This is a genomic window from Hungatella hathewayi WAL-18680 (assembly GCF_000235505.1).
Lineage (GTDB): Bacteria > Bacillota > Clostridia > Lachnospirales > Lachnospiraceae > Hungatella_A > Hungatella_A hathewayi_A.
In genome coordinates, this window is the sequence record NZ_JH379027.1 from 3392980 (window position 1) to 3415305 (window position 22326).

Sequence of the window (22326 nt, forward strand, 5' to 3'; positions counted from 1 at the left end):
GGTTCTGTCTGCCTTACTTCTCTACTCCTCCGCCAAGTCTCACAAACCAGATATAGCTCATGACACAGGGAACGATAACGGCCACGGCAATCGGGGCCAGCAGCAAAACCATCTTCCACCTGTTGCTGGGTAGAAATGCTCCCAGAAATCCAATCAGTCCTGCCGCAAACATCAGACGGCCGCCGAGACGGTGGGTTTTGTTCCACACCACTTCATTGGTCAAGGTCCATGGCGTCTTAAACCCGCAGAAAAAGTTCTGCTGGAACTTCGGCATTACCCAGCCCGTCACCATAAACAGCATTCCGCACATAGCCGCCACAATCGTCGACACGTCCACACTTCCCGGCCGGAAACTCTCCAGAAGAATAATCCCTGTCGCCACTACCATCACCAGCTGTGTGGCTATCTGAAAATACAGATAGGGCGCGCGGAATTTTTTGTAATTCTCCTTTTTCGGGTCTATAAACGGCAGACCATAGAATACCAATCCCAGGATAACCGCCAGCCCCGCTATCATCCAGATAGTCGATTTATCGCCGTAAGTCACCCTGCCATCGACACCCCAGTTGGTAGGAATTCTGTCCGGCAGGCCGGAATAGCACACTGCCGCCATAATCAAAGGCAGGAGGGACAAGGCCCATACTGCCAGCTGCATTTTATTTTTCTTCCAATTCATCGCTGTTACCTCCTTTATCATTCCCAAATACCTGGGAAATCCGGCTCTCACCGATAACCTTGATTCCATGCTCTGTCAATAACGCGGCGGTGACGCCGTCGCCGGGAACCAGGGTGCCGGTAAATGTCCCGTCATAGATATGTCCTTTGCCGCAGGACGGGCTTCTCTCCTTTAGTATGGCATATTCGCAGTGATAGAGTCTGGCCAGTTTCAGGGCCTGTTCCGCTCCTTTTTCGTAGTATGCGGTGACGTCTTCATTTTCCCGGTTTACCACCTGGGTTCCACGGCGCTCGGAGGGAAGGCGTGGCGTCATCATGCCGCCGGCCTGCTCGGGGCAGACGGGTATCAGGGTGTGGCGCTCCATCAGTTTCACTACATCCGGGTTACTTTTTTCCTGTCCGTCATAGCGGCAGAAGACGCCAAGCAGGCAGGCGCTTACAAGAATATTCATGGAAACACGCTCCTTTTGTCCTTTTTCTACATAGAGTATATCATAAAGATTAAATTTAAGGAGGATTTTTTAAGATGAGTCAATTTTCACCGGTAGAGGGAGTGGTCACCTCTGTGGCTCCCATGCAGACTACCGCCAACGACACTTCCGCCTGTACCCTGATGCTTACGGTTCTCGGCTCCAACGGCGAGACCTTCAACGTGGTGCTGGCTTCCAATACCTTCGTGTTAGACCAGGAACCGATTCAGAGGGGGGATATTATCACCGCCTTCTATGATACTATGGCTCCCATGCCGCTGATTTATCCGCCTCAGTACCGGGCCGTCGCCCTGGTGAAGACCCGGGTGGGCCAGAGCGCCATGCTGGACTTCTTCGACCGGAATCTATTAAACAGCGACGGAACCCTGCGGCTGAACCGCTCCGGCTCCACGGATATCCGGCTTCAGAATGGGCAGAGATTTTTGGGAACGCTGGGGAACCAGCTGCTGCTTGTGGTGTACAGCGCCACCACCAGAAGCATCCCGGCCCAGACAACACCGTCACAGATTGTGGTGTTCTGCTCGGTTGAGTAAGGACGTGAGGCCATAGGCTGGCTTCCTGATTCCTATAAGTGCTGATTGCTGCTGATTACTGCCAGGTATTGTCTGTCAGACTGTCCGGCAAAAAGATGAGCCGCCGCCACAGCGTTTCCATTTTCGCTGCGGCGACGGCTCTTTTTCATTTCATTCCTAATGCTTTGGACTGTCATTCCGTTATCGGCCTTGCTGCGCGGCTTCCAACTGCATTTCCACTAATCGGTTACTACAACCTTCTTAATCTCCTTCGTCCGAATCTCCTTGCAGATATCATCGATAAACTGCTCTAACGGCTTCTGGCCTTCGTCTCCGTTGAACCGGCTTCTCACGGACACCACGCCGTCCTCCTCTTCCTTCTGCCCCACAACCAGCATATAAGGAATCTTCTGAAGTCTGGCCTCCCGAATCTTATAGCCAATCTTCTCCGAGCGCTCATCCACCGTGGTCAGGATGCCGTTGTTCTTAAGCTCTTTCTCCACCTTCTCGGCATACTCATGATACTTCTCCGAAATCGGCAGCACCCGCACCTGCTCCGGGCACAGCCAGGTTGGGAACGCGCCCTCGTACTTCTCAATCATCCAGGCCAGCGTTCTCTCATAGCATCCCATAGACGTTCTGTGAATGATATAAGGACGTTTCTTCGTCCCATCCTTATCCACATAGGACATGTCAAACCGCTCCGCCAGGAACATATCCAACTGAATGGTAATCATCGTATCTTCTTTTCCGTAAATATTCTTCGCCTGGATATCCAGCTTCGGTCCGTAGAACGCGGCCTCGCCCTCTTCCTCGGTGTACTGGATGCCGATATGGTCCAGCATTCTCCGCATCATATCCTGAACCTCGTCCCACATCTCGGCCGTTCCCAGATAATGCTCCGCATTGTTCGGATCCCACTTGGACATCCGGTACGTCACATCGCCCTCCAGGCCAAGCGTGGTCAGACAGTATTTCGCCAAATCCACACAGCCTCTAAACTCCTCCTCCAGCTGGTCCGGTCTCACCACCAGATGGCCCTCGGAAATCGTAAACTGCCGCACGCGGGTCAGTCCGTGCATCTCGCCGGAATCCTCATTGCGAAACAGCGTGGAGGTCTCCCCGTATCTGCATGGCAGATCGCGGTAGGATTTCTGGCTCTGCTTGTATACATAATACTGGAATGGGCAGGTCATGGGACGGAGCGCAAAGACCTCGTCGTCCTTCTCCTCATCCCCCAGCACAAACATTCCCTCTTTGTAATGCTCCCAGTGGTCGGAAATCACATACAAATCCTTCTTCGCCATCAGTGGAGTCTTGGTGCGCATGTAGCCCCGTTTCTCCTCCTCGTCCTCAATCCATCTCTGCATGGTCTGGATAATCTTGGCGCCCTTGGGCATCAGCAGCGGCAGTCCCTGTCCAATCACGTCCACGGTGGCAAACAGCTCCAGCTCCCGTCCCAGACGGTTATGGTCCCGCTTCTTGATGCTCTCCAGATACTCCAGATACTCGTTTAACTCATCCTTTTTCGTAAATGCCGTTCCATAGATACGGGACAGCATGGCATTCTTCTCACTGCCTCTCCAGTAAGCTCCTGAGGAGGAAATCAGCTTGAACGCCTTAATCGGTTTCGTGCTCATTAGATGCGGCCCCGCGCACAGATCCACGAAATCTCCCTGTCTGTAAAAGGATATCTCCGCGTCCTCCGGCAAATCCTGAATCAGCTCCACCTTGTACGGCTCGCCCTTCTCCTCCATAAACTGGATGGCCTCTTCTCTCGGCAGGGTAAAGCGCTCGATTTTCGCGCCCTCCTTGATGATTTTCTTCATCTCCGCCTCAATCTTGTCTAAGTCCTCCCTGGAAAATGACGGCGCGTCGAAGTCATAATAAAATCCGGTGTCAATGGACGGCCCAATCGCCAGCTTCGCCTCCGGATACAGGCGCTTCACCGCCTCCGCCAGCACATGGCTGGTAGTGTGGCGGTAAGCCGCCAGACCTGCCTTGTCATTGGCCGTGAGAATGCTCAGCTCACAGTCCCTGTCCACAACCGTGCGCAAATCCACCACCTGTCCATCAATCTCCCCGGCGCATGCCATTCTGGCAAGACCTTCGCTGATGTCTGCGGCAATCTCAATCACCGACATAGCGCCGGCGTATTCCTTCACACTTCCATCTTTTAACGTAATTTTCATGTTCATTTCTCCTTTTCTATTATTTAGAGACAAAAAAAATACCCTCCTTGCATCATGACATGCAAGAAGGGACGACTATACAACATCGCGGTTCCACCCTGATTGCCTGAACGGATCATCACCCATTCAAACCACTTCATTCTGATGATAACGGAATCACCGTGTCCGATTAAGGACCCGCTCGGAGCTGGTCTTCACTTATCCTTCCCGTAAGATGCTCTCACCACCCGCACCTCTCTCTGAACCTTCCGCATAAGCTACTGGTCTCGTCAACGCATTTGTCTATCTCTGTAAAATTATAGCACCGGTATTTGGTTTGTCAAGAACTCTTTTTACGAAACTCAATACAGAGTTTCATTCCCAGTGCGTCCGCGATTTTCTGCAAAGTCGAAATCCTGGGGCTGCACGCGCCGCTCTCAATCCGGCTGATATTCGACTGCCGAATCCCCGTCCGCCTGGCAAGCTCCTCCTGGGTCACGTTCTGAGAACACCGGGCCGCGATTTCCGCCCGTATGGCCTCGTACTCCTCCTGATTCTCCTCGTGAATCTTTTTAAACTCCGGGTCCTTCAACTGTTCTTCCAAATATTGGTCCAAATCAAACATGGTAAGCCCTCCTTTTCAAATAATCACGTTTATACTGAATAGCCCTTCTCTTCTCGCCCCCAGGCAGCTTCATGGTCTTCTTGATAAAGCCATTTGTAACCACCACGTTTTTGTCCGCATAAAAGAAATAGAATAACCTTATAATATCCGATGAAAATTTTACCCGCAGTTCAAAAATACCTTCTCCAAGATACTTAGAATATGGCTCTCTCAAGGTATTCCCATATTCATAAAGCAATTTCAAAGAATACATCGCCTTATCTCTCAATTTCTTTGGCAATGAATCTAAAAACTCCTTCACCGGAATCCTGCCATCCGCAGTTTCATAATACTCCACCTCAAACATATCCTTCCTCCCTATAATATTCCTTTTTTGATATAAAGTCAATAAAACACCCTAAAACAATTGCTGATATATTTGCAGAACCTGCAAAGATAACATAGATTTACCGGAGAAAGAATTTCTCCTATAAGAAATCTGCTTCTATTATACCTATTCCCCCATTAGCCTGTCAACAAAAATATACGACAAAAGGCGCCAAAAAGGGCGGCCCCATCTCCCCAAGGCCGCCCTATCCACTATCCAATATCCCTTTACTCCATCATTTTCCCAAAACACAAAATTACACCATCACAACAACACAATCAACGCCACCGTAATCGCCACAATACTGCACAAGATCGACAGCGAATTCACCGCGCTCGCCAGCTCCACATCCCCCTTCAGCTCCCCGGTAAACGCCGGAGACACGGAGGAGACCGGGCCGAATACTACGATGGCAAGCGTCTGTCTCAATTCCTGGCTGAACGGGCTCAGGAAATAGAACCCCAGCGCAAACAACAGCGCCGTCCCATAGCGGACCACCAATATCCTGACAATCTTCGCCGTTTTCTCCTTATCCGCATGAATCTCAAACCCAATCCCAATCATCAGCAGCGCCAGAAACGCGTTGGCCCCGCCGGCCGTATCGGCGAAAATCAACAGCACCTGGGGCAGCTTCAGTCCCAGAATTGCCAGCGCCGTCATCACAATATAGGCATCAAAAGGCACGGAAGAAAACAGATTCTTCAACATTTTCTTAATGGAAACCTTCTCATCCCCGCCCAGCACCATGCTGGCCACACTCTTGGTCACCCCGGTGCACATCACCGCATTCCCCGCGTCAAACAGACTGGTGGCCGCAAATCCCACCGGCCCCAGAAAGCTCTGCACAAACGGCATCGTAAAATTGCCAATATTATACCCCGAAAGATTCAACATATCAAACGCCTTGGCTTCCCGGCTGTTTCTCACATTCATCAGGTACCCCAGCGCCACCATCACAATATTACAGACAAGACCAATCACACAGAACACCAGCAGCGACATATCCATGGAAATCCTGCTGAAATTCGAAACAATCGCCGCCGGCAGCGTAATCCGCACCACAATCTTCGATATCAGATAGAAATCATTGGCATGAAAAAATCCTATCTTCTTCAATCCATAACCCATAGCGATAATGCAGACAAATGCCATCGCCTTCGCCAGTACTGCTGCCATACTCCCTCTCTCCCACATCCCATCCGGGCACCCCGCAGGCGCTCCCGAAAAACAGGGGGCATATTCTTTCATAAGCCCCCTGCATCATTTAAATGTTAAATTATTTTCCTACTTCACTTCCACGCTCCAGCCAGCAGGACCTTCGATTCTGCCTAACTGAATCCCGGTGATGGTATCATAGATGCGCTGTGTCACCTCACCAATCTTGCCGCCGCCAATCTCCATCTTCTCTTCCTCGTAGCGAAGCTCGCCAACCGGAGATACCACCGCAGCCGTACCGGTACCAAAGCACTCCTCCATCTCCCCGGACTCCGCAGCCGCAACCACTTCATCCACGGAAATCTGTCTCTCCTCCACCGGAATTCCCCACTCCTTGCAGAGCGCAATCACGGAATCCCTGGTCACGCCCGGCAGAATACTTCCGTTCAGCTTCGGTGTCACCACCGTGCCATTGATCTTGAAGAAAATGTTCATGGCGCCCACTTCCTCAATATACTTCCGATGAACGCCGTCCAGCCACAGCACCTGGGAATATCCCTCCTCATGCGCCTTCACCTGGGAAGCCATGGACGCCACATAGTTGCCGCCCGTCTTCGCCTCGCCGATACCGCCCTTCACCGCGCGGACATACTCATCCTCAATCCAGATTTTCACCGGATTAATGCCGCTCTCATAGTAAGCCCCCACCGGAGACAGAATAATCATAAATTTATACCGATTCGACGGCCGTACCCCCAGATACGGGTCCGTGGCAATCACAAAGGGTCTGATATAGAGGGAAGTCCCCTCCTTCGTAGGAATCCAGTCCTCATCCACCTTCACCACCGTCTTGATGGCTTCCATAAACAAGTCCTCCGGAATTCTCGGAATACACAGCCTGTCGTTGCTCCTGTTCGCTCTCTCAATATTCTTGTCCGGACGGAATAACAGAACCCTTCCATCCTCCGCTTTATATGCCTTCAGCCCCTCAAACATCTCCTGGCCATAATGAAATACCATGGCCGACGGGTCCAGTTCCAGCATGTGGTATGGCACGACTCTCGGGTCCAGCCATCCCTTTCCCTCTTCATAATCCACCTCAAACATATGGTCCGTAAAGATGGTTCCAAATACCAACGGGTTATCCTTTCCCGGCTTTTCCTTCGGGCAGGTGGTTCTCTCAATTCTGATTGTCTGCATCGCTACTCTTCCTTTCCCCTATGGCGTTGTGGTAAGACCACTCCTGATGCTCGGCGGTATGCAACGTCATCAAATTTATTAACCATTATCAAACAAATTTCCCCATCTGTCAATAGTCAGTTTCACAAAATCTGCTCCAGCCTTTTCTGTTTTTTCAGCCATCCGCCGCTGAAGAATCTCCAGCCGAAAATGCAGGCGCGCACCACCCAATCAAGAATCATGGCTGTCCAGACGCCAACCAATCCCATTCCAAAATATCTCCCCAGCACATAGCTCATCACAATCCGGCAAAATCCCATGGAACATAACGTCACCAGCATCACGAATTTCACATCGTCAGCCGCCCGCAGGGCATTGGGCAGGGCAAATGACGGCGCCCAGATCACCACACAGCTGATGCCGTGAATCAAACTGACAAGGTAAGCCAGTCTGGTGGTCTCCGCCGACATCCCGTAAAAACCGATAATCTGTGGCAGACACAGCGTCATCGGCAGACAGATCGCCAGATGCGCCAGCATGGCGGTACCGCACAGCTTCAGGGCATACTTCCTGGCCTCCTCGTACCGTCTGGCGCCCACCGCCTGTCCCACCACTGTCACCATGGCAAGACTGATGGCGCTGCCCGGAATCACCTGGAACGAGGCAATCGTCCCCGCCACCGCGTTGGCCGCAATGGACACCGTGCCAAAGCTGGACACCAGCCCGGCCACCAGAAGCTTTCCTCCCTGAAACAGACCGTTCTCCACCGCCACCGGAACACCGATATGTAAAATCTCCCCGATAAGCCTCCGGTTATACCCCAGCCGCAGCCGTGCGTCAATATGCAGCTGCAGCCTTGGATTTCTCACAATCATCACCATGATCACAGAGGCCACCACACGTGACGTCAGCGTGGAAATGGCCGCGCCCTCCACCTTCATATGAAATCCAAAAATCAGGACCGCATTTCCCACAATATTGATGGCGTTCATCAATGCAGACACCTTCATGGATATCTGCGAATTCCCCATGGAACGGCAGATGGCCGCACACCCGTTATACACCGCCAGAAACGGGAAGGACAGAGCCGTCAGATAAAAATAGGTTCTGGCATAATCCATCACCTGGACCTCAATATTTCCGTAAATGCCGGTGAGAATCTGCCGGTTAAACACCAAGGCCAGGGCCGCTATCACGGAGGACAACAAAAGCCCCACCAGAATCAGCTGGTTGGACGCCAGACAGGCCGTTTTCTCGTCCTTCCGCCCAAGATACTGGGACGCCACCACCGCGCCTCCGGTCGCCAGGGCTGAGAACACATTAATCAGCAGAATATTCAGCGTATCCACAATGGAAATGCCGGACACCGCCGCCTCCCCCACGCTGGCCACCATCACCGTATCCGCCATACCCACGGTAACCGCCAGAAACTGCTCCACAATCAGCGGCAGAATCAGTCTCCTGATAGCCGCCCTGGAAAATAAAGGTATCCTGTCTCCACTCATGCCTTTCTGCCCCTCTTCCTGCCGTTAAGTTCCGGCCACACCGTAATCAGCATGGTCACATAGCAGGCCACGCCGCCAATCAGATTGGAGATTGGCTCCGCCATGAAAATGCCCGTCGTCCCCAGCCCAAACCACCTTGGCAGAATGAGAATCAACGGCAGCACAATGATGACCTTCCGGAAAATGGAGAAGAACACCGCATTCTTCGATTTCCCCAATGCCACAAACACCGACTGCCCGGCAAACTGCAGCGACATAAAGAAAAATCCAAAATAATACACCTGCATGGCCGGTACCCCTGCCGCCACAATCTCGCTGTCGTTATTAAAAATCCGGATAAAAAACTCCGGGTATGCATGGACGAAGCCCCACATCACAGTTGTATACAAAATACAGACCACTGACATGAAGATAACCGATTTCTTCACCCGCTCGTACTCCCTGGCCCCGTAGTTATATCCCATCACCGGCTGCGCCCCGTTGGTAACGCCGTTGACCGGCATGGATATCACCTCCCGGACCGAGTTGATAATCGTCATGACACCCACATACAAATCCCCGCCAAACTGCTGGAGATTGGCATTATACATCACCTGCACAATGCTGTTGGTGATGGACATGGTAAATCCCGACATTCCAAGCGCCACAATCTGTTTGACCCGCGCCGCCTCCAGCCCAAAGCAGGAGCGTTTCAGCCGCAGAATCGACTGCTGGCCCGTCAAGAATTTCACAATCCAGAGAGCCGACAGAAACTGGGAGATAATCGTCGCGAGCGCTGCCCCCCGCACTCCCATATGAAGTCCGAATATAAAAATTGGGTCCAGAATAATATTGGCCACCGCCCCAGAAGGACCGTCAGCATTCCCGTCTTTCCAAAGCCCTGGGAGTTGATAAAGCTGTTCATGCCAAGGCCCACCATCACAAACACATTTCCCAGCAGATAGATGGTGATATACTGGTTGGCAAAGGGAAACGTACTGTCACTGGCTCCAAACAGATAGAGAATGGGACGCTTGAAAGCCAGCCCAATCACGGTCAGCACCGCCCCCGTGGCCAGCATCAGCACAAAGGAATTGCCCATAATCCGCTCCGCCTCTTCCTCATTTCCCCGCCCTCTCTCAATCGAGCACAGCGGCGCCCCGCCCATACCGAAGAGATTGGCAAATGCAATCACGATCGAAATGATGGGCAGACAGAGTCCCAGACCGGTCAGTGATAATGTGGCGTGTTCCGGAATTCTTCCTATATAGATGCGGTCCACAATGTTATAGAGCACATTAATCAACTGGGCCAGCGTCATCGGCAAAGCCAGGTTCATAATATTTTTAATGATGCTTCCCCTGGAAAAATCATTTTTCCGTTCCTCTTCCCTGATTTCCATTCCTGTTTTCTCCAAATTTTGTCATATTGTATTATTCTATCTCTACTTCAGGAATTTTACAAGAATTTTACGGAACACTGTGAAAAAATACTGAGCCAGCACTGTTGATTTCGCAGTGCTGGCTCAGTTTCTCACTATCCTTGAATTCCAAGAGTTTCGGCGATGCGCTCTTTGGTTCTCTCACACTGGTTGCGGCCGTAAATGATGTCGCTGACGGTGGAGTTGGCGATGCCAAGACGTTTCGCCAGCTCCTGCTGGGGGATGTCCTGCTCTACCATTGCGATTTTCATCTTCTTGCCGAATGGGGTGCATGGGATTCTGGTTGCCATATGGGTTACCTCCTTGTGGTTTGATTTTTAAGTCTTATGAACTCTGCAGTGCGATGGTGAAGGTCGGGATGACCTGGAAGCTGTCTCCGTTTTTCCAGCCGGCTCCGGTGGCTCCGTACAGGGTCATGTTTAATGTGCCTTCCGGCGCCAGGGTATTGTCTCCCGCGGTGGATGCTACCTGATAGGGGGAGTCGGTGGTGACGGTTGTTGTCGTCATCCATTTTCTGGTGTTATCCGCGGCGGCGGATGGGTACTTGATGCTGTCCCCGCTTTTGCCAATCGCAAACATCACATTTTTTCCCGTAAGGTCATTCAGTGTATTGACAAGAGTCGGCGTGTCTTCCGTTGCGCCAGTCTTTGTTTTTACGCCTGTGATGCTGACTACCAGCGGGACCTTGGATGTGTTGGTTATGGTGTAATTGCTGGCCTGGGCTATGATCTGGTTGTTGCTGGTTGTGACTGCTGCGTCGGCCGCCACGGTTACGTTGGGGTCGATGTCGAAGCTGGCCGCTATCGGCACCTTCACCTGGATGTTGGTAATCTTGATGGTTCCTGTTAAGACGGACTTTGCCTCACCATCGGTTACGCCTCCATAGTTTCCTTCTACCAAATCTTTGTCATTGGCTGCAAAAGATGCCATGCTTCCCGTCACTGCCAATCCGATGGCCAATGCCACCGCTGCTGCTCTTTTTCCTCTTTTCATTGTGTGAATCCTCCTACTCCTTTTTCTTTTTAATGCTTTGCTGCTTTATATCAACCAGCCGGCGGTTCCTGTTATCTGGCTGCGCTGATTTTTAATGTGGGGCGGACGGTGAACTGGTATTGTCCGTAGAAATCTGGGGCCACTTTTCCGTACAGTTTCAGGTGTACGGTCTCCTCCGCCGGGATTTCCGTGATGTAAATGCTGCCGGTTCTTCCTGGAAGAAATGCCTGCCGTTCGAATTCCTGGGCAGTGCTGTATGTCTGGCCGGAGACGCCCAGTACCAGGATGGCTGTTCCCATGGGGCCTACCTTGGATATCTGGTCTACCAGCTGGAAGGACTGCTTCTCCTGGTCGGAGAATTTATCCTCGAAATGCAGGTCGCCTTTTGTCACCTCTGCTACTTGGGAGACTTCTACCTGGATGGGAACTTTGGAACGGTTCATGACTGGCAGGTCCATGTCCTCAAACTGGCCGCCGGGATTGTCCAGGCTGAATTCCCTTAATGTGTCCACAGTGAACTCCAGGCCGCCGGCCGGAAGGGCGATGGATAACAGTTCCACATTGATGTTGCCGGTCAGGACAGAGTCCTGCGCCGCGCTGGAATCCTGGATGGGGAAGGTGACATCGCCCATCTCTGCCTCCGCCAAAACTGGACCGGTCTGTGCGGTGCAGAGGACAAACGCAAGGAGAATAGCCCGGATGATAGAGATTATGGAGTTTCCGGATATCCTGAAGCTTCCGACGATTCTGGAGTTTCTGGAACTTCTGGAGCTTCCAGAGCTTCCGGCGATTCCGGTCATGTCTGACCTACTGGATATTCTATGGTTCTGTTTCCTATTCTTGTTCATAAGCGTTTCCCTCCTTTCATTCCTGTAAGACCAGTTTGATTTTGACGGCGGCCTGTCCCATCAGGGTCTCGGTCTCCTCCTGGTATGCCAGGAATACGGCAGTACAGTCGTATTCCCCGGCGGGAAGAGGTGTGAGTAATGGGCCGGACTCCAGATAGTTTCCCGGGCGGATGGCTCCTGTCTCAAATATCTTCTCCCCGGTGTCGTCGCAGGTGATTTCCACGCGGATCAGTTTTCCCTGGTTGGAGGGATTTTCTATCATCCAGTTGATGGAGCGGTCCGCTCCGGTGGTTTTCCCGAAGGGAGTTACATTCATGGACATGGCAAGCATGCCCTCCTCCACTACGCTGTCCAGCTCTTTCTGGCGCTGTTCCCTCGTCTTTCCGGGGATGTCCCCGGATACCACGTTGGCCTCATAAGTCAGTCCCTGCTGGGATACCGGGGCGGCCCTCTGACGGCTTAAATAAACGCCTGCGGCGGCTCCTGCCATACAGCAGACGGCCAGAAGGAGAAAGGCCAGCACTTTGATATTTGGTTTTCTGTTTCTGCCGCCGGGGGCTACTCTGCGGCTGCCCCGGCTCTCTCTGATTTGTGTTTCTTCCGCCATCTCCATTTCCTTTCACCTCCCTGCTTTCTGCCCAGTGCCCGGAGGGCATCCGGGCTTACTCTAGGACATACAGTTTAATCTCTGCCCCGGCTCTTCCGATGTAGACGTTGTCCTCAATTCGGTAGGCGTCAAAATAGGCCGTGCAGGGGTATTCTCCTTTGGGGAGCGCCACATCCAAAGGAACATCATCGATGTACTGCTCCGGGTCCAGGTAGCCGGACTGGTAGATGACTTCTTCCGTGTCATTTCTCTGGATGGTGATCGTGAACCGCTTTCCATTGCCCAGTGGGTTCTCTATCAGAAGGTTGGCTGTGGAGGTCCCGTTTTTCATGAACGGAGTGGCGTTAATGGAGAAGGCCAGCATGCCCTCCTCCACCACCTGGTTTAACTCCTCCTGGCGTTTCTCTGGGTCCTGGTTCAGGGTTCCTGTTTTCACATTGCCTTCGGCGACCAGGGAAACGGGTTCTGCAACGGCCTGGGTTGGCTGGGTGCGGGTGGATACCATGTATCCGGCTGCCACCAGCACCGCCAGGCAGAACAGGACTGACAGGCCGATGACCAGCAGATTTATATGGGTTACGCTTGTCCGTTTGTGGCTGGTTCTGTGGCTCATCCTGTCTCTCCTTCCTGTTTTTCTATGATCCGCAATGTGATATCAATAGACATCTCACCGGCTGGTATCTTCTCCTCAAACAATTCAATTCTGACTGTGACCGGGTATTCCCCCGCTGGCAGACTCTTTTTCAGCCGTATGCTTTCCACGTAATATCCCGGGTCCACGCGGGTGGTGCCGCCTATTAGTCTGCCGGTTTCTTTCAGATACAGACTGATTCTGGAACTGTAATGGTTCTCCTCCGGGTTCTCATATTCAATGTTGCAGTCCCGGCTGCCTGTCTCTATGGTGGGCAGCTGGTTGAGCATCACCCGGAAGCTTCCGGCTTCCACCGGTTTTACTTCCCCTGGTTCTCCTGATGCCAGGGTTCCTTTTTTGGCATGTTTCTCCGGGCGGATATCCAACTGGGCCTGAATGAGTGTGGGGAACCCATAACAGGACACAACGGCGGCTGATCCGACTGCCAGGAACAGCAGCACGGCTGTCATGGATATCCACCGGTTTCTGCGGTGGCGGTGTTTGGAGCGGCTGGTCTTCGCTCCGGCCGGGCCGGAAATTTGCCCAACTCCAATCTGCCCGTTCTCCGGTTGTTTTTCCCTCCGGCTCTCCTGCCGTTTTCCCTTTTGTCTTTCTTTCCAGTCCGCCTGCCGGCCTTCCTGTAAATTTTCCCGCTGGCTTTCCTGATTTCTCTTCTGTTCTTTCATCTATCCTGCCACCCGTCTACTGTCCTGCCACGGCTCCGGCCGTCGCGCTGTAATCATCCGCCATGACGCCGAACTGGTAACTGATGGTGTATCCAAAGTTTGGATGCTCGCTGTCATAGTACGGGTCTGCCTTGTATTTCACCAGATAGCGGTACGGCAGGGTGCCTCCGGCGGCTTTCAGCTGGTATTTCACCCAGGGATTCGTATCTGGCGTGTCCGGGTTATAATACAGGTTCCCGCTGATGACTCCGCTTCCTGTCTTCGGATTCGTGATTCCTAGTTTGACTCCGGCATTGTATATCTGACCGCTTCCATAACCCGCATCTCTCGCAATCGGCTTCAATGCCTGGTAGCCGGTTCTGTCCGTCTTGCTGATCGGCACCGCTTTGAGTATCTTTCCCTCCATGGGATAATACTGGCTGTTTTTGATGGTGGTGTCCGCACTGTATGCAGTCTTCTCGGTTCCATCCGGCATCAGTTCATCTTCCATTGCCACACTAACCGGTAAATCCACTACCAGACTTTTACTGGTTACTCCCGCTATGGCAATACAGATTTCATAACGGTCGTTACCCGAAGCCCCTTCCAGAAGAAGATTCCGCTGGGTGCCCCTGGTATAAGCGGCTGCTATATTTAATGCCACTTTATCCACGGTTCCCAGTGATGTGACCGGATTATTCAGCGAGGCTGTCGATACCACCGGTTGCAAATCCACAGTCCCGGCCTTGACAGCCACATTTTTGTTGGCGTTTGTATAACCATAGCTGCTATATCCACTGTCTGTACCTTTGATACTGCCTTCCGCAACAAGCTGGAATTCGCTGTCCGACGCAGGTACAACCCCTGGTGTAAAGTTCTCATCGGTCAGACCAATGGCCCGCAGTTTCATATTCAGGATTCTTAAGTATCCCGGCAAGGTTACTTCCTTCCCATCAGCTCCCATCGTATCCGGTTCAAAGGTTACTTTTACTGTTTTCGGCGCCTGGAAGGTTGGATAGCCTTTCGTCTTTTCAGTGTCCAGACTGGTGTACCAGACTCTGTCTGTTCCGGTTTTCAGGGTTCCATTGTAGGTGTTAAGGGAATTAACCACCCCATTGGCCTTCATCTCCGTTGTAGTCAGTTCTTTTACACCGCTTCCTGTTTGTTTTTCACAATTTGCATTATTACTGTTTCCCGTAACATCCGCATAACAATTATCAATTTTTCCGGCGCTTAGGTAAGCAAAGGCTGTAGTATCACCTGCGTTATAACAGTTTGAAAGAACGGACGTATTAGAACCTTGTATATCATCGCCCACAAAAGCCGCTATATATTCTCCTCCACCGACAATACTTCCCAGGTTATAACAGCTGGTAATCTCCACCAGATTATTATTGTTGGAAAGGATAGCCCCCATAAACAGAGCGCTAAATTTACCGTTACAGATTACTTTGGAATTAGCTCCAATTCCCAGTTCCATGATTTTGGCCGGGTATCGTGCCACCCCTACCAGTCCAAGATAACTGTCACCATTTAGGTACATCCCATCAATTTCCGTTTTACCCCCATGGAGGGTCCCTTGATAGGGATATGAATAATTGCCAATAGGAGACCATTTTAGTGCGTTCTCTATGTTGGCCAAATTTTTCTCACCGGTATACCCGGTATATGTTTCTCCAAAAAGGTTGATATCCTTTGCCAGTTTTATGTTCTGGTTACTGGAAGAAATATGTTCTATATTGACCTTCCTGGCAAACCAGGCCAGCTGTTCGGCTGTTTGGATTTGATACGGGTTGGTATTGCCATCTCCGGCTGGCTGTTCCATATCTTTGAGGAGACCATATTCCAGCGCTTCCCCTATCTGCTCCCAGCTTTCCGCGGATGACAGGCCTGTGGTGTTTAAGACCGGATAGGGGCTCGTCTTATCGTAAGTCCAGGAGAGGCCTGTTGTCTGTTTTAAACTGCCTCCATTCAGCCGCCATGCGGCTCCCCAGGTTCCAAGAACTTCTGGCTTTACCACCAGACTGTTCCCATTGGTTCCATAATTATAATTTTCATCTATCAGGCAGTCCTTGATATCATCGGCACTGCCTGAATAATCGTCGATAATAGAGCTCGCACTACTGCCAATGGACGACACCACCGACACCGTTCCGGCATTCCAGCATCCGGTTACGGTTATTGTCCCGGAAACCGCAGACCCTATGATTCCGCCAGCATAACAGTCACCTTCCACCTTCCCCCTGTTCATGCAGTTTCGAATGACTACTCGATGAGCATTACCGCTTGGTACGTTGCCGATGATACCGCCCAGCGTCATTCCGTCTGGTACGCTGATATTTCCTTCGTTATAACATCCATCCAGAATCAGGCTCGACTCACCATTTGCCAAGCCGACACAGCCTCCAGAAAACAGGCCTGATCCACCTAAACTTCCTTCTTTATTTCCGCACTCGGTTATCACAACGTTGGTTCCCCGCACGTATCCGGCAATTCCTCCGCCACCCCCAGCACTTCCCGCCTCTATCCAGCTGTTGGAAATACCGGTTTTCTTGATAACGGCGTTGTCGCCCAGCGTGCCGAACAGCCCCTGGTTTCCCTCGGATCTGTCTTTTGCCAACATAGCAGTAATGGTATGATAGTTTCCGTTGAAAGTTCCTGTATACCGTTTTCCATCCGCATCACTGCCTATCGGTACCCACCGCAGAGCCTTGTCGATACCTGCCGACGAATCGTTTGGGTCATAGGCATTTTCTCCGTTGTAAAAGGAACCGTATAAGTTGATATCGTTTCTCAGTTCTCCGCATAAGTTGCTGCGGTCTGCAACATTGTTTACCTGATAGGCAAACCAGGCTAAATCCTCCGCGGTTTTTATCAGGTAAGGGTTTCCCGCTGTTCCCGGTGTTATGGAACTGGATGGGTAACGGCTGGAGGGGGCCGGGGCTGCTTGTCCCACGTCCTCCCAGCTGGTATAGACGGCCGGTGCCGTGCTGAAGGATGGGTATCCGTTGTTTCTATCGTCGCTCCGTATCCAGGAACCACCTCCGTTATTTAACAGGCTGAGAAATGCATCGCTTTTCATCTCAGCGGTGGTTTTGGAACCGACATTCGACAGCATGGGATTCCCCTGGCTTACCGCATTTAGGGATAAAACACTGCTGGTCTGTTTATCCCAATAGCTATCTTCGATATCTCCCTTGCTGTCGCCAACAGAGATATTTCCGGCAAGCGCTCCCACGGTTCCGGAACTCGTATTGAGCGCACCAGCTGCATAACTGTTCCTTATCACATTTACGATACTGCTATTAAGGGTACCCATGGCCTGTCCAACAAAGGCTCCTGTGTGACTGCTGTGCCCGGAGACAGACGCGCGGCTGTAACACATAAATATGACCAGTGATGCGGACTGCTCCATAGTGTTGTTCACAATCCCGACCATTGCCGCGGTTCCTGAATTCCCGCCAGCGGCCGGCGCAGTGGTTGTTACCGAACAGCTGGTATCCAGTCCCACCATATATAGCATTGTTCCGCTTCCCACATAACCAAACAGCCCGCCGACACCGGCCTGCTCCACTCTCATGTTGGCAATCACACTGGGTCCCGCAAAGCCTCCCTGATAGACATTGTCAGCCGTACCTATGGGCGTCCATCGGATCGGGGCATCGGCGGTTCCGCCATACTTGCGGCCCATTAAATCTATGTTTGTAGTGAGACTTGCTGATGCCATTGTCTTGGTACCGGCGTTCACATCATAGGCGAACAGGGCCAGTTTTTCAGCGGTGTCAATCACATAGGCACCGTCTGTGTTTGTTGATGCCTCAGTTGCCGTGACGAAACCATCCTTAACTCCCTGAGCTACCGCACTCCAGCTGGGTGCCGGGTCCAGGGTTCCAAAGCCTGGGTATTCTCCTTCTGTGAATTTCCAGCCGCCTTCCATGTTCTGCCCATTCATTTTATAGGCAAACGCCCATGATTGAATCTGGGTCGTTGTGAGTTTCACCGCACCTCCGTTGCCATCTCCATTTCTGGGGTCTCTGGTAATATCTGCATAACAGTTCGAATAATTTATTAGGTTTCCACTTGAAAACCTTTGAGTAGAACCTGCATTATAACAGTTTTTAACCGTTCCCCAATTACTTCCGTCAACATCATCACCTATAAATGCACTCGTGTAATTAGCAATGGCTTCCACCGTTCCCAGGTTATAGCAATCTGTTATCGTTATTGGGTTGCTAACATTTGAATTTACAAATCCTACAAACATAGCACAGCCCCATGGCCATGATGTGCCCTTAATCGCACTATTTATTCCCACTCCAAGCCTGCTGATGACAGCCCCTTGCGCTCTTCCCACCAATCCGGTGCCATTAGCTGTTATCATATACAGTCCATCTATTTCATGCCAGTTTCCATCAATCGTTCCTTTAAATGGCCTGGAGTCCGTTCCTATACAACTCCACATCAAAGCGCTTTCAATATTTTCCAGGTTCTGCTCCCCGGTGTAGAGTGTATATTTGCTGCCATACATATTCAGGTTTCTCATAAGTTTTACTTTGATTGTCTGATTACCCAAATCGTTCACCTGATAAGCAACCCAGCCGAACTGCTCTTCATTTTCTATCTCATAAAAACCATCACTGTTTACAACTGGCTTGCTGACCCCGGTAATCGTTCCTCCGGCTTCCACATCTGCGCCAACTTCTCCCCAGTTATTAAATGCCGCTTCCCTCGGCTCCACAGCCATGAGAGCAAAACTTCTGCTGACTCCGCCTACGGATGCTTTCAGTTTGACATTTCCGGTTGATTCGGCTTTGTTTTCCTCACTAGGCTGACTGGAGGGGGCAGCGGAAGTTGGTTCTCCGGATTCCGGCATTGCGGTCTCTTCTTCCGTTCGATTCTCCTCCGGACTCTCTGATATTTCTGATTCCTCCTCTGAACGCTCTGACGCTGTTGGTTCCTCCTCCGGATTCTCTGACACCTCCGATTCAGGAAGTGTCTCCAGTGCGCTTCCCACCTCCGGGACTTCATGGCGGATGGAAGCTGCGGACTCTCTCACTGTCACCTGGCTGTTGGCATCGATTGTGACACCGCCCTCGGCCTCCCACTCAATTTCCTGACCATCCACTTCGGACGGAAGGATAATGTCGCCGTCCTTGAAAATGTCGACGAGGGTGGTTCCTTCCGGCAGTTTCAATGCGATAACAGAGGCACGGGAGCTGGAAGAAATTAACTCATTTTCGCTTGATGCAAAGAATTCCAGCTGCGGATATGCGCCTTCCGTCAGATACCAGTTACCGGGAATCTGAGTCTCGAACCCAGACATTTCTGAAGTGTTCAGACCTTTCAGAGAGAATGGGTGAGCGAATTCCTGCGGATTTTTCGGCACGGATTGCTGAGCATTTTCCTGTGTGTCCTGTTCCGTAACTGACTGTGTATTTGGGGTTGTGTCCTGTTGTACATCCTGGCTGAACGCTTGAAGTTTCTCATTCTGCTGCACTTCATTTTCTTCCACACTGTCCTCTGTTTCCACCCACTCTCCTGGGCCAATCTGCTTCATGCCTGTGTGGTCCTCTTCCGGAGGGATTGTATCTGTTGTTCTGTCGGTATCCAATACTCCGGCTATCTCCGTATCGTTAGCTGGTTCACCAATTCTATCTATTGGGGGTTCCTGATTGTCATTCCCCTCATTGATTATCCCGTTGTCCACGCAGGCCATCTGGCTGTCATAGACACAGCCATCAAGGATTCCTCCCCCTGCCGCGGTAAAGGCTTCGCAGGTGTCGGCATTTCCACTGATAATCATTGTGGAGTAACAGTTTTGGATAAAACCTTCGTGGAGGGCCGCAAATCCTCCGACAGTTCCGGCTGTCTCCATACTTCCGGCCACATAGCTGTTTTCAATTTGTCCGGAGGTTCCAATGATTCCGGCCATTCCACCTGTATAACTGTCTGTGTCATCGGAATCTGAGCTGATGACCACCAAAGTGAAGCTGTCGGAAATCTGAGTATCTCCTGCCACTTCCGCCACGAGGCCGCCGGCTGTGATTCTCTCAGCTACTACCAGAATATAGATATCGCCCTCCGGGCCATTTATGTATTCTTCGGGGTCATCTATGGATTCTTCCGGTTTATCTGGAATCTGTGTGTCTTCCCTATCTGATGGAATCTCTTCTCCCTGGTCTTGTCCTGGGATGTCTCCGGTTGTTTCATCAGGGTTGTCCTCCTCTGCATCCGATGGACTTGCCATCTCCAGGACATCCGTGTCTATTACGGTTGATACTTTTAATTTCAGGTTCTGCCTGGTCAATGGAATGTATCCTGCTGTCTCCGATAACGCATTTACATCCGTACTGTCTGCCACTTTTCTGCCAGATGCATCGGTTCCTGGATTACCTGTTCCTGCTCCGGATGTTCCTGTGCTGGATGTAGATGTTCCTGTGCTGGATGTTAATGTTCCTGTGCCGGATGTTGATGTTCCTGTGCCGGATGTTGATGTTCCTATACCGGATGTTGATGTTCCTATACCGGACTTCAATGTTCCCGTGCCAGATGTTGGTGTTTCCGTTCCGGATGTTCCCGCCTCCGTTCCGCCAGCCCCCGCTCCCGGCGTTGACTGTCCAGTTTCGGATGTTCCCGGAGCTGGTCTGTCTGCATCAGGTGTTCCCATTTCTGGTTCCGATGGCTGGGCTTCTGATGGTCTTGTTCCGGAAGTTTCGGATTCTGAAGCGGAATCTGAACTTGAACTGTCTGTGCCGGACGTTTCCACGGATGGCTCTGATGGCTTCATTTCCGGTGTTCCGGATTCGGTGGTACCTGTGTCCGAGCCTCCGGGTCTTGAGGAATCCGCCGCTGTTGATTCCTGTGGAATGGTTCCCTCCTGGTTTTCCTCTCCTTCTGATGTGGAATCCAGGGACTCCGCATCTGTTGTTTCCACTCCCGGGCCTCCGTTGTTTCCTGGTTCTCTGTTGTCTCCGGGTTCTCCGCTATTTCCTAGTTCTCCGCTGTTTCCTGGTACTCCGCTATTTCCTAGTTCTCCGCTGTTTCCTAGTTCTCCGCTGTTTCCTGGTTCTCCGCTGTTTCCTGGTCCCTGGGTTGATGTCTCCATCCCCTCCGGAGCCTCCCCTGAAACTCCGGTACTTTCCTCTTTTCCTGCCTCTGCATCCGTCGTTTCCAGAACTCCCGGCCCTTTCAGTTCTTCCGCATCTGCCGGGCTGGCTTTTCCTATTTGATACTCGGCCTCTGTCGGGCTTGCCGTATGGATTGCTCCCTCCATCCCACAGTTTCGAATAGAGGAGTCAACCGCATAGGCCGCCAGTGCTCCATATCCGTCCACATACCGTTCTCCGTCATAATACGTAAACGGATGCACAATCTCCGCCCCACTCAAAAACAGATGCTCCACTTCCGCGTGTTCCATCACTCCAAACAGCGGTCTCCCAAGGCCGCTTATCACATGGCCATTTCCATCAAAACTTCCGGTAAACGGCTCTATATTCGTCCCAATGGAATATTCCAGCCAGCTTAAGTCCAAATCCTCCTCCAGCTGATATCTTCCATTCAGGTTATATTCCTCGCTTTCCGTATCCAGCAGGTACTGGGCAAACTCCTCCTCTGTGTGAAGCAGCACCAACTCCCGGCTCTTGGCTCTGGCCGTCCCGATGTTGTGAATCGCATACCCTGCCATCACCACCAAAACAATACAGGCAATGCCAGCTGCCAGATATTTCAGGTATTCCTTCTTTCCTGTTTTCGTATGTAATATAAAACGGCTCATGTTATCCTCTATTCCCCCTGATAATTAAAATTACTCTTCCCAGTATTTCTTCGGATGGTACCGTTCCAATGCTGCTGTCACGGCTATCAATTGAGACGCTGCGGTTATCCCCTAGTACCAGATACTGCCCGTTCATCACTGTCTGTGTCATTCCAGGCGGCTCCTCTGCTTTCTCGTTCTTATCTCCGGCAGCTGCATCTGACAGCGTCACATAATCTTCCTGAATCTCCTGCCCGTTAACTACCACACGGCTTCCCGATGAATTGAGTTCCACCCGGTCTCCCGGCAGGCCCGCTATCCTCTTTACCATGCTCTCTCCATTTTTTTCAAAGACGATAACCTCATTCCTCTGATACTTTTCACCTATCCGGCTATATACAATCCAGTCCCCGTGATTCAAATACGGATACATGGAATTTCCTGACACCCTGTCCACTCCAATCAAACAGCCAAACACAACCGCAATACAGACAATCACCGCCGCCACGCCAAACGCCATTCTCACATTTCTGCGCCTTCGTCTCACAAAATAGCGTCGGATTTCCACCCGAATCTGGCTGCGCAGCTGCTTCCCCAGCCTGGCAAGGGAATCCGCATCCTGCGCCGCCTCCACGGATTTCACAATATCCCACAGGTAACAGATGATCTGGTTCTCATCGAATCCTCCAAAATGAACGTTCCGAAAATGAGAGATTTTCTTTTCTTTTT

Annotated in this window: 18 protein-coding genes, 1 pseudogene and 1 other annotated feature; of the genes and pseudogenes, 2 read left to right on the top strand and 17 right to left on the bottom strand. The window is 51.5% G+C overall.

Annotated features, from left to right (window positions below; all coding sequences use genetic code 11):
• Positions 1–13: 13 nt before the first annotated feature.
• Together HMPREF9473_RS15525 and HMPREF9473_RS15530 are read right to left on the bottom strand one after the other, a co-directional pair.
• Entirely contained in the window at positions 14–676 is a 663-nt protein-coding gene (locus HMPREF9473_RS15525; RefSeq protein WP_006781103.1) for an SdpI family protein, read from the bottom strand.
• Positions 657–1127 (bottom strand): DUF523 domain-containing protein, encoded by a 471-nt coding sequence (locus HMPREF9473_RS15530; RefSeq protein ID WP_006781104.1) that lies wholly within the window; start codon positions 1125–1127, stop codon positions 657–659. Before HMPREF9473_RS15530 ends, HMPREF9473_RS15525 begins: the two co-directional genes overlap by 20 nt.
• Before the next feature lie 74 nt (positions 1128–1201).
• On the opposite strand from HMPREF9473_RS15530, the gene HMPREF9473_RS15535 reads away from it, so the two are divergent.
• The gene (locus HMPREF9473_RS15535) at positions 1202–1699 is read left to right on the top strand and encodes a hypothetical protein (protein WP_006781105.1); all 498 of its coding nucleotides are present in this window, start codon (positions 1202–1204) and stop codon (positions 1697–1699) included.
• Positions 1700–1917: 218 nt separating this feature from the next.
• Here HMPREF9473_RS15535 and thrS read toward each other — a convergent pair whose 3' ends face one another.
• The 10 genes and pseudogenes from thrS to HMPREF9473_RS15585 form a co-directional block, all read right to left on the bottom strand.
• Positions 1918–3870: a threonine--tRNA ligase gene (thrS, locus tag HMPREF9473_RS15540; RefSeq protein WP_006781106.1), complete on the bottom strand. Its 1953-nt coding sequence runs from the start codon at positions 3868–3870 to the stop codon at positions 1918–1920.
• A gap of 64 nt (positions 3871–3934) precedes the next feature.
• Positions 3935–4152, bottom strand: a binding site (T-box leader).
• Positions 4153–4189: 37 nt separating this feature from the next.
• Positions 4190–4474, bottom strand: a complete 285-nt coding sequence (locus HMPREF9473_RS15545; RefSeq protein WP_006781107.1) for a helix-turn-helix domain-containing protein — start codon at positions 4472–4474, stop codon at positions 4190–4192.
• The gene (locus HMPREF9473_RS15550; RefSeq protein ID WP_006781108.1) at positions 4467–4820 is read right to left on the bottom strand and encodes a type II toxin-antitoxin system RelE/ParE family toxin; all 354 of its coding nucleotides are present in this window, start codon (positions 4818–4820) and stop codon (positions 4467–4469) included. The genes HMPREF9473_RS15545 and HMPREF9473_RS15550 overlap by 8 nt, the downstream gene beginning before the upstream one ends.
• A gap of 285 nt (positions 4821–5105) precedes the next feature.
• The gene (locus HMPREF9473_RS15555) at positions 5106–6017 is read right to left on the bottom strand and encodes an AEC family transporter (protein WP_034859397.1); all 912 of its coding nucleotides are present in this window, start codon (positions 6015–6017) and stop codon (positions 5106–5108) included.
• 108 nt (positions 6018–6125) lie between these two features.
• Positions 6126–7196, bottom strand: a complete 1071-nt coding sequence (locus HMPREF9473_RS15560) for a branched-chain amino acid aminotransferase (RefSeq protein WP_006781110.1) — start codon at positions 7194–7196, stop codon at positions 6126–6128.
• A gap of 122 nt (positions 7197–7318) precedes the next feature.
• Positions 7319–8680, bottom strand: coding sequence for an MATE family efflux transporter (locus tag HMPREF9473_RS15565; protein ID WP_006781111.1), 1362 nt, complete (start codon positions 8678–8680; stop codon positions 7319–7321).
• A pseudogene (locus HMPREF9473_RS15570) lies at positions 8677–10061 on the bottom strand (MATE family efflux transporter). Before HMPREF9473_RS15570 ends, HMPREF9473_RS15565 begins: the two are co-directional and overlap by 4 nt.
• Before the next feature lie 134 nt (positions 10062–10195).
• Positions 10196–10390: a helix-turn-helix domain-containing protein gene (locus HMPREF9473_RS15575; protein ID WP_006781114.1), complete on the bottom strand. Its 195-nt coding sequence runs from the start codon at positions 10388–10390 to the stop codon at positions 10196–10198.
• Between the two features lie 34 nt (positions 10391–10424).
• Positions 10425–11093, bottom strand: a complete 669-nt coding sequence (locus HMPREF9473_RS15580; RefSeq protein WP_006781115.1) for a hypothetical protein — start codon at positions 11091–11093, stop codon at positions 10425–10427.
• Positions 11094–11164: 71 nt separating this feature from the next.
• Positions 11165–11740, bottom strand: coding sequence for a hypothetical protein (locus HMPREF9473_RS15585; protein WP_242830812.1), 576 nt, complete (start codon positions 11738–11740; stop codon positions 11165–11167).
• A gap of 52 nt (positions 11741–11792) precedes the next feature.
• Here HMPREF9473_RS15585 and HMPREF9473_RS28220 point away from each other — a divergent pair, with 52 nt between their 5' ends.
• A complete protein-coding gene (locus HMPREF9473_RS28220; protein ID WP_242830813.1) occupies positions 11793–11969 on the top strand; it encodes a hypothetical protein in 177 nt (58 codons plus the stop codon).
• On the opposite strand, the gene HMPREF9473_RS26315 is transcribed toward HMPREF9473_RS28220, so the two are convergent.
• The 5 genes from HMPREF9473_RS26315 to lepB all read right to left on the bottom strand — a co-directional run.
• Positions 11958–12554, bottom strand: coding sequence for a hypothetical protein (locus HMPREF9473_RS26315; protein ID WP_006781117.1), 597 nt, complete (start codon positions 12552–12554; stop codon positions 11958–11960). The two genes, HMPREF9473_RS28220 and HMPREF9473_RS26315, sit on opposite strands and share 12 nt — an antisense overlap.
• Before the next feature lie 49 nt (positions 12555–12603).
• The gene (locus tag HMPREF9473_RS26320; protein WP_006781118.1) at positions 12604–13161 is read right to left on the bottom strand and encodes a hypothetical protein; all 558 of its coding nucleotides are present in this window, start codon (positions 13159–13161) and stop codon (positions 12604–12606) included.
• A complete protein-coding gene (locus HMPREF9473_RS15600) occupies positions 13158–13865 on the bottom strand; it encodes a hypothetical protein (protein WP_006781119.1) in 708 nt (235 codons plus the stop codon). Before HMPREF9473_RS15600 ends, HMPREF9473_RS26320 begins: the two co-directional genes overlap by 4 nt.
• 16 nt (positions 13866–13881) lie before the next feature.
• Entirely contained in the window at positions 13882–21618 is a 7737-nt protein-coding gene (locus HMPREF9473_RS15605; RefSeq protein ID WP_006781120.1) for a hypothetical protein, read from the bottom strand.
• 1 nt (position 21619) lies between these two features.
• Positions 21620–22326: signal peptidase I (lepB, locus tag HMPREF9473_RS15610; RefSeq protein WP_006781121.1), on the bottom strand; the 707-nt coding region annotated here is incomplete at its 5' end.

Excerpts from the sequence above, each read along its gene's own strand:
- HMPREF9473_RS15525 (WP_006781103.1), bottom strand. The coding sequence starts at position 676 with ATGAATTGGAAGAAAAATAAAATGCAGCTGGCAGTATGGGCCTTGTCC.
- HMPREF9473_RS15530 (WP_006781104.1), bottom strand. The coding sequence starts at position 1,127 with ATGAATATTCTTGTAAGCGCCTGCCTGCTTGGCGTCTTCTGCCGCTAT.
- HMPREF9473_RS15535 (WP_006781105.1), top strand. The coding sequence starts at position 1,202 with ATGAGTCAATTTTCACCGGTAGAGGGAGTGGTCACCTCTGTGGCTCCC.
- thrS (WP_006781106.1), bottom strand. The coding sequence starts at position 3,870 with ATGAAAATTACGTTAAAAGATGGAAGTGTGAAGGAATACGCCGGCGCT.
- HMPREF9473_RS15545 (WP_006781107.1), bottom strand. The coding sequence starts at position 4,474 with ATGTTTGATTTGGACCAATATTTGGAAGAACAGTTGAAGGACCCGGAG.
- HMPREF9473_RS15550 (WP_006781108.1), bottom strand. The coding sequence starts at position 4,820 with ATGTTTGAGGTGGAGTATTATGAAACTGCGGATGGCAGGATTCCGGTG.
- HMPREF9473_RS15555 (WP_034859397.1), bottom strand. The coding sequence starts at position 6,017 with ATGGCAGCAGTACTGGCGAAGGCGATGGCATTTGTCTGCATTATCGCT.
- HMPREF9473_RS15560 (WP_006781110.1), bottom strand. The coding sequence starts at position 7,196 with ATGCAGACAATCAGAATTGAGAGAACCACCTGCCCGAAGGAAAAGCCG.
- HMPREF9473_RS15565 (WP_006781111.1), bottom strand. The coding sequence starts at position 8,680 with ATGAGTGGAGACAGGATACCTTTATTTTCCAGGGCGGCTATCAGGAGA.
- HMPREF9473_RS15575 (WP_006781114.1), bottom strand. The coding sequence starts at position 10,390 with ATGGCAACCAGAATCCCATGCACCCCATTCGGCAAGAAGATGAAAATC.
- HMPREF9473_RS15580 (WP_006781115.1), bottom strand. The coding sequence starts at position 11,093 with ATGAAAAGAGGAAAAAGAGCAGCAGCGGTGGCATTGGCCATCGGATTG.
- HMPREF9473_RS28220 (WP_242830813.1), top strand. The coding sequence starts at position 11,793 with ATGATAGAGATTATGGAGTTTCCGGATATCCTGAAGCTTCCGACGATT.
- HMPREF9473_RS26315 (WP_006781117.1), bottom strand. The coding sequence starts at position 12,554 with ATGGAGATGGCGGAAGAAACACAAATCAGAGAGAGCCGGGGCAGCCGC.
- HMPREF9473_RS26320 (WP_006781118.1), bottom strand. The coding sequence starts at position 13,161 with ATGAGCCACAGAACCAGCCACAAACGGACAAGCGTAACCCATATAAAT.
- HMPREF9473_RS15600 (WP_006781119.1), bottom strand. The coding sequence starts at position 13,865 with ATGAAAGAACAGAAGAGAAATCAGGAAAGCCAGCGGGAAAATTTACAG.
- HMPREF9473_RS15605 (WP_006781120.1), bottom strand. The coding sequence starts at position 21,618 with ATGAGCCGTTTTATATTACATACGAAAACAGGAAAGAAGGAATACCTG.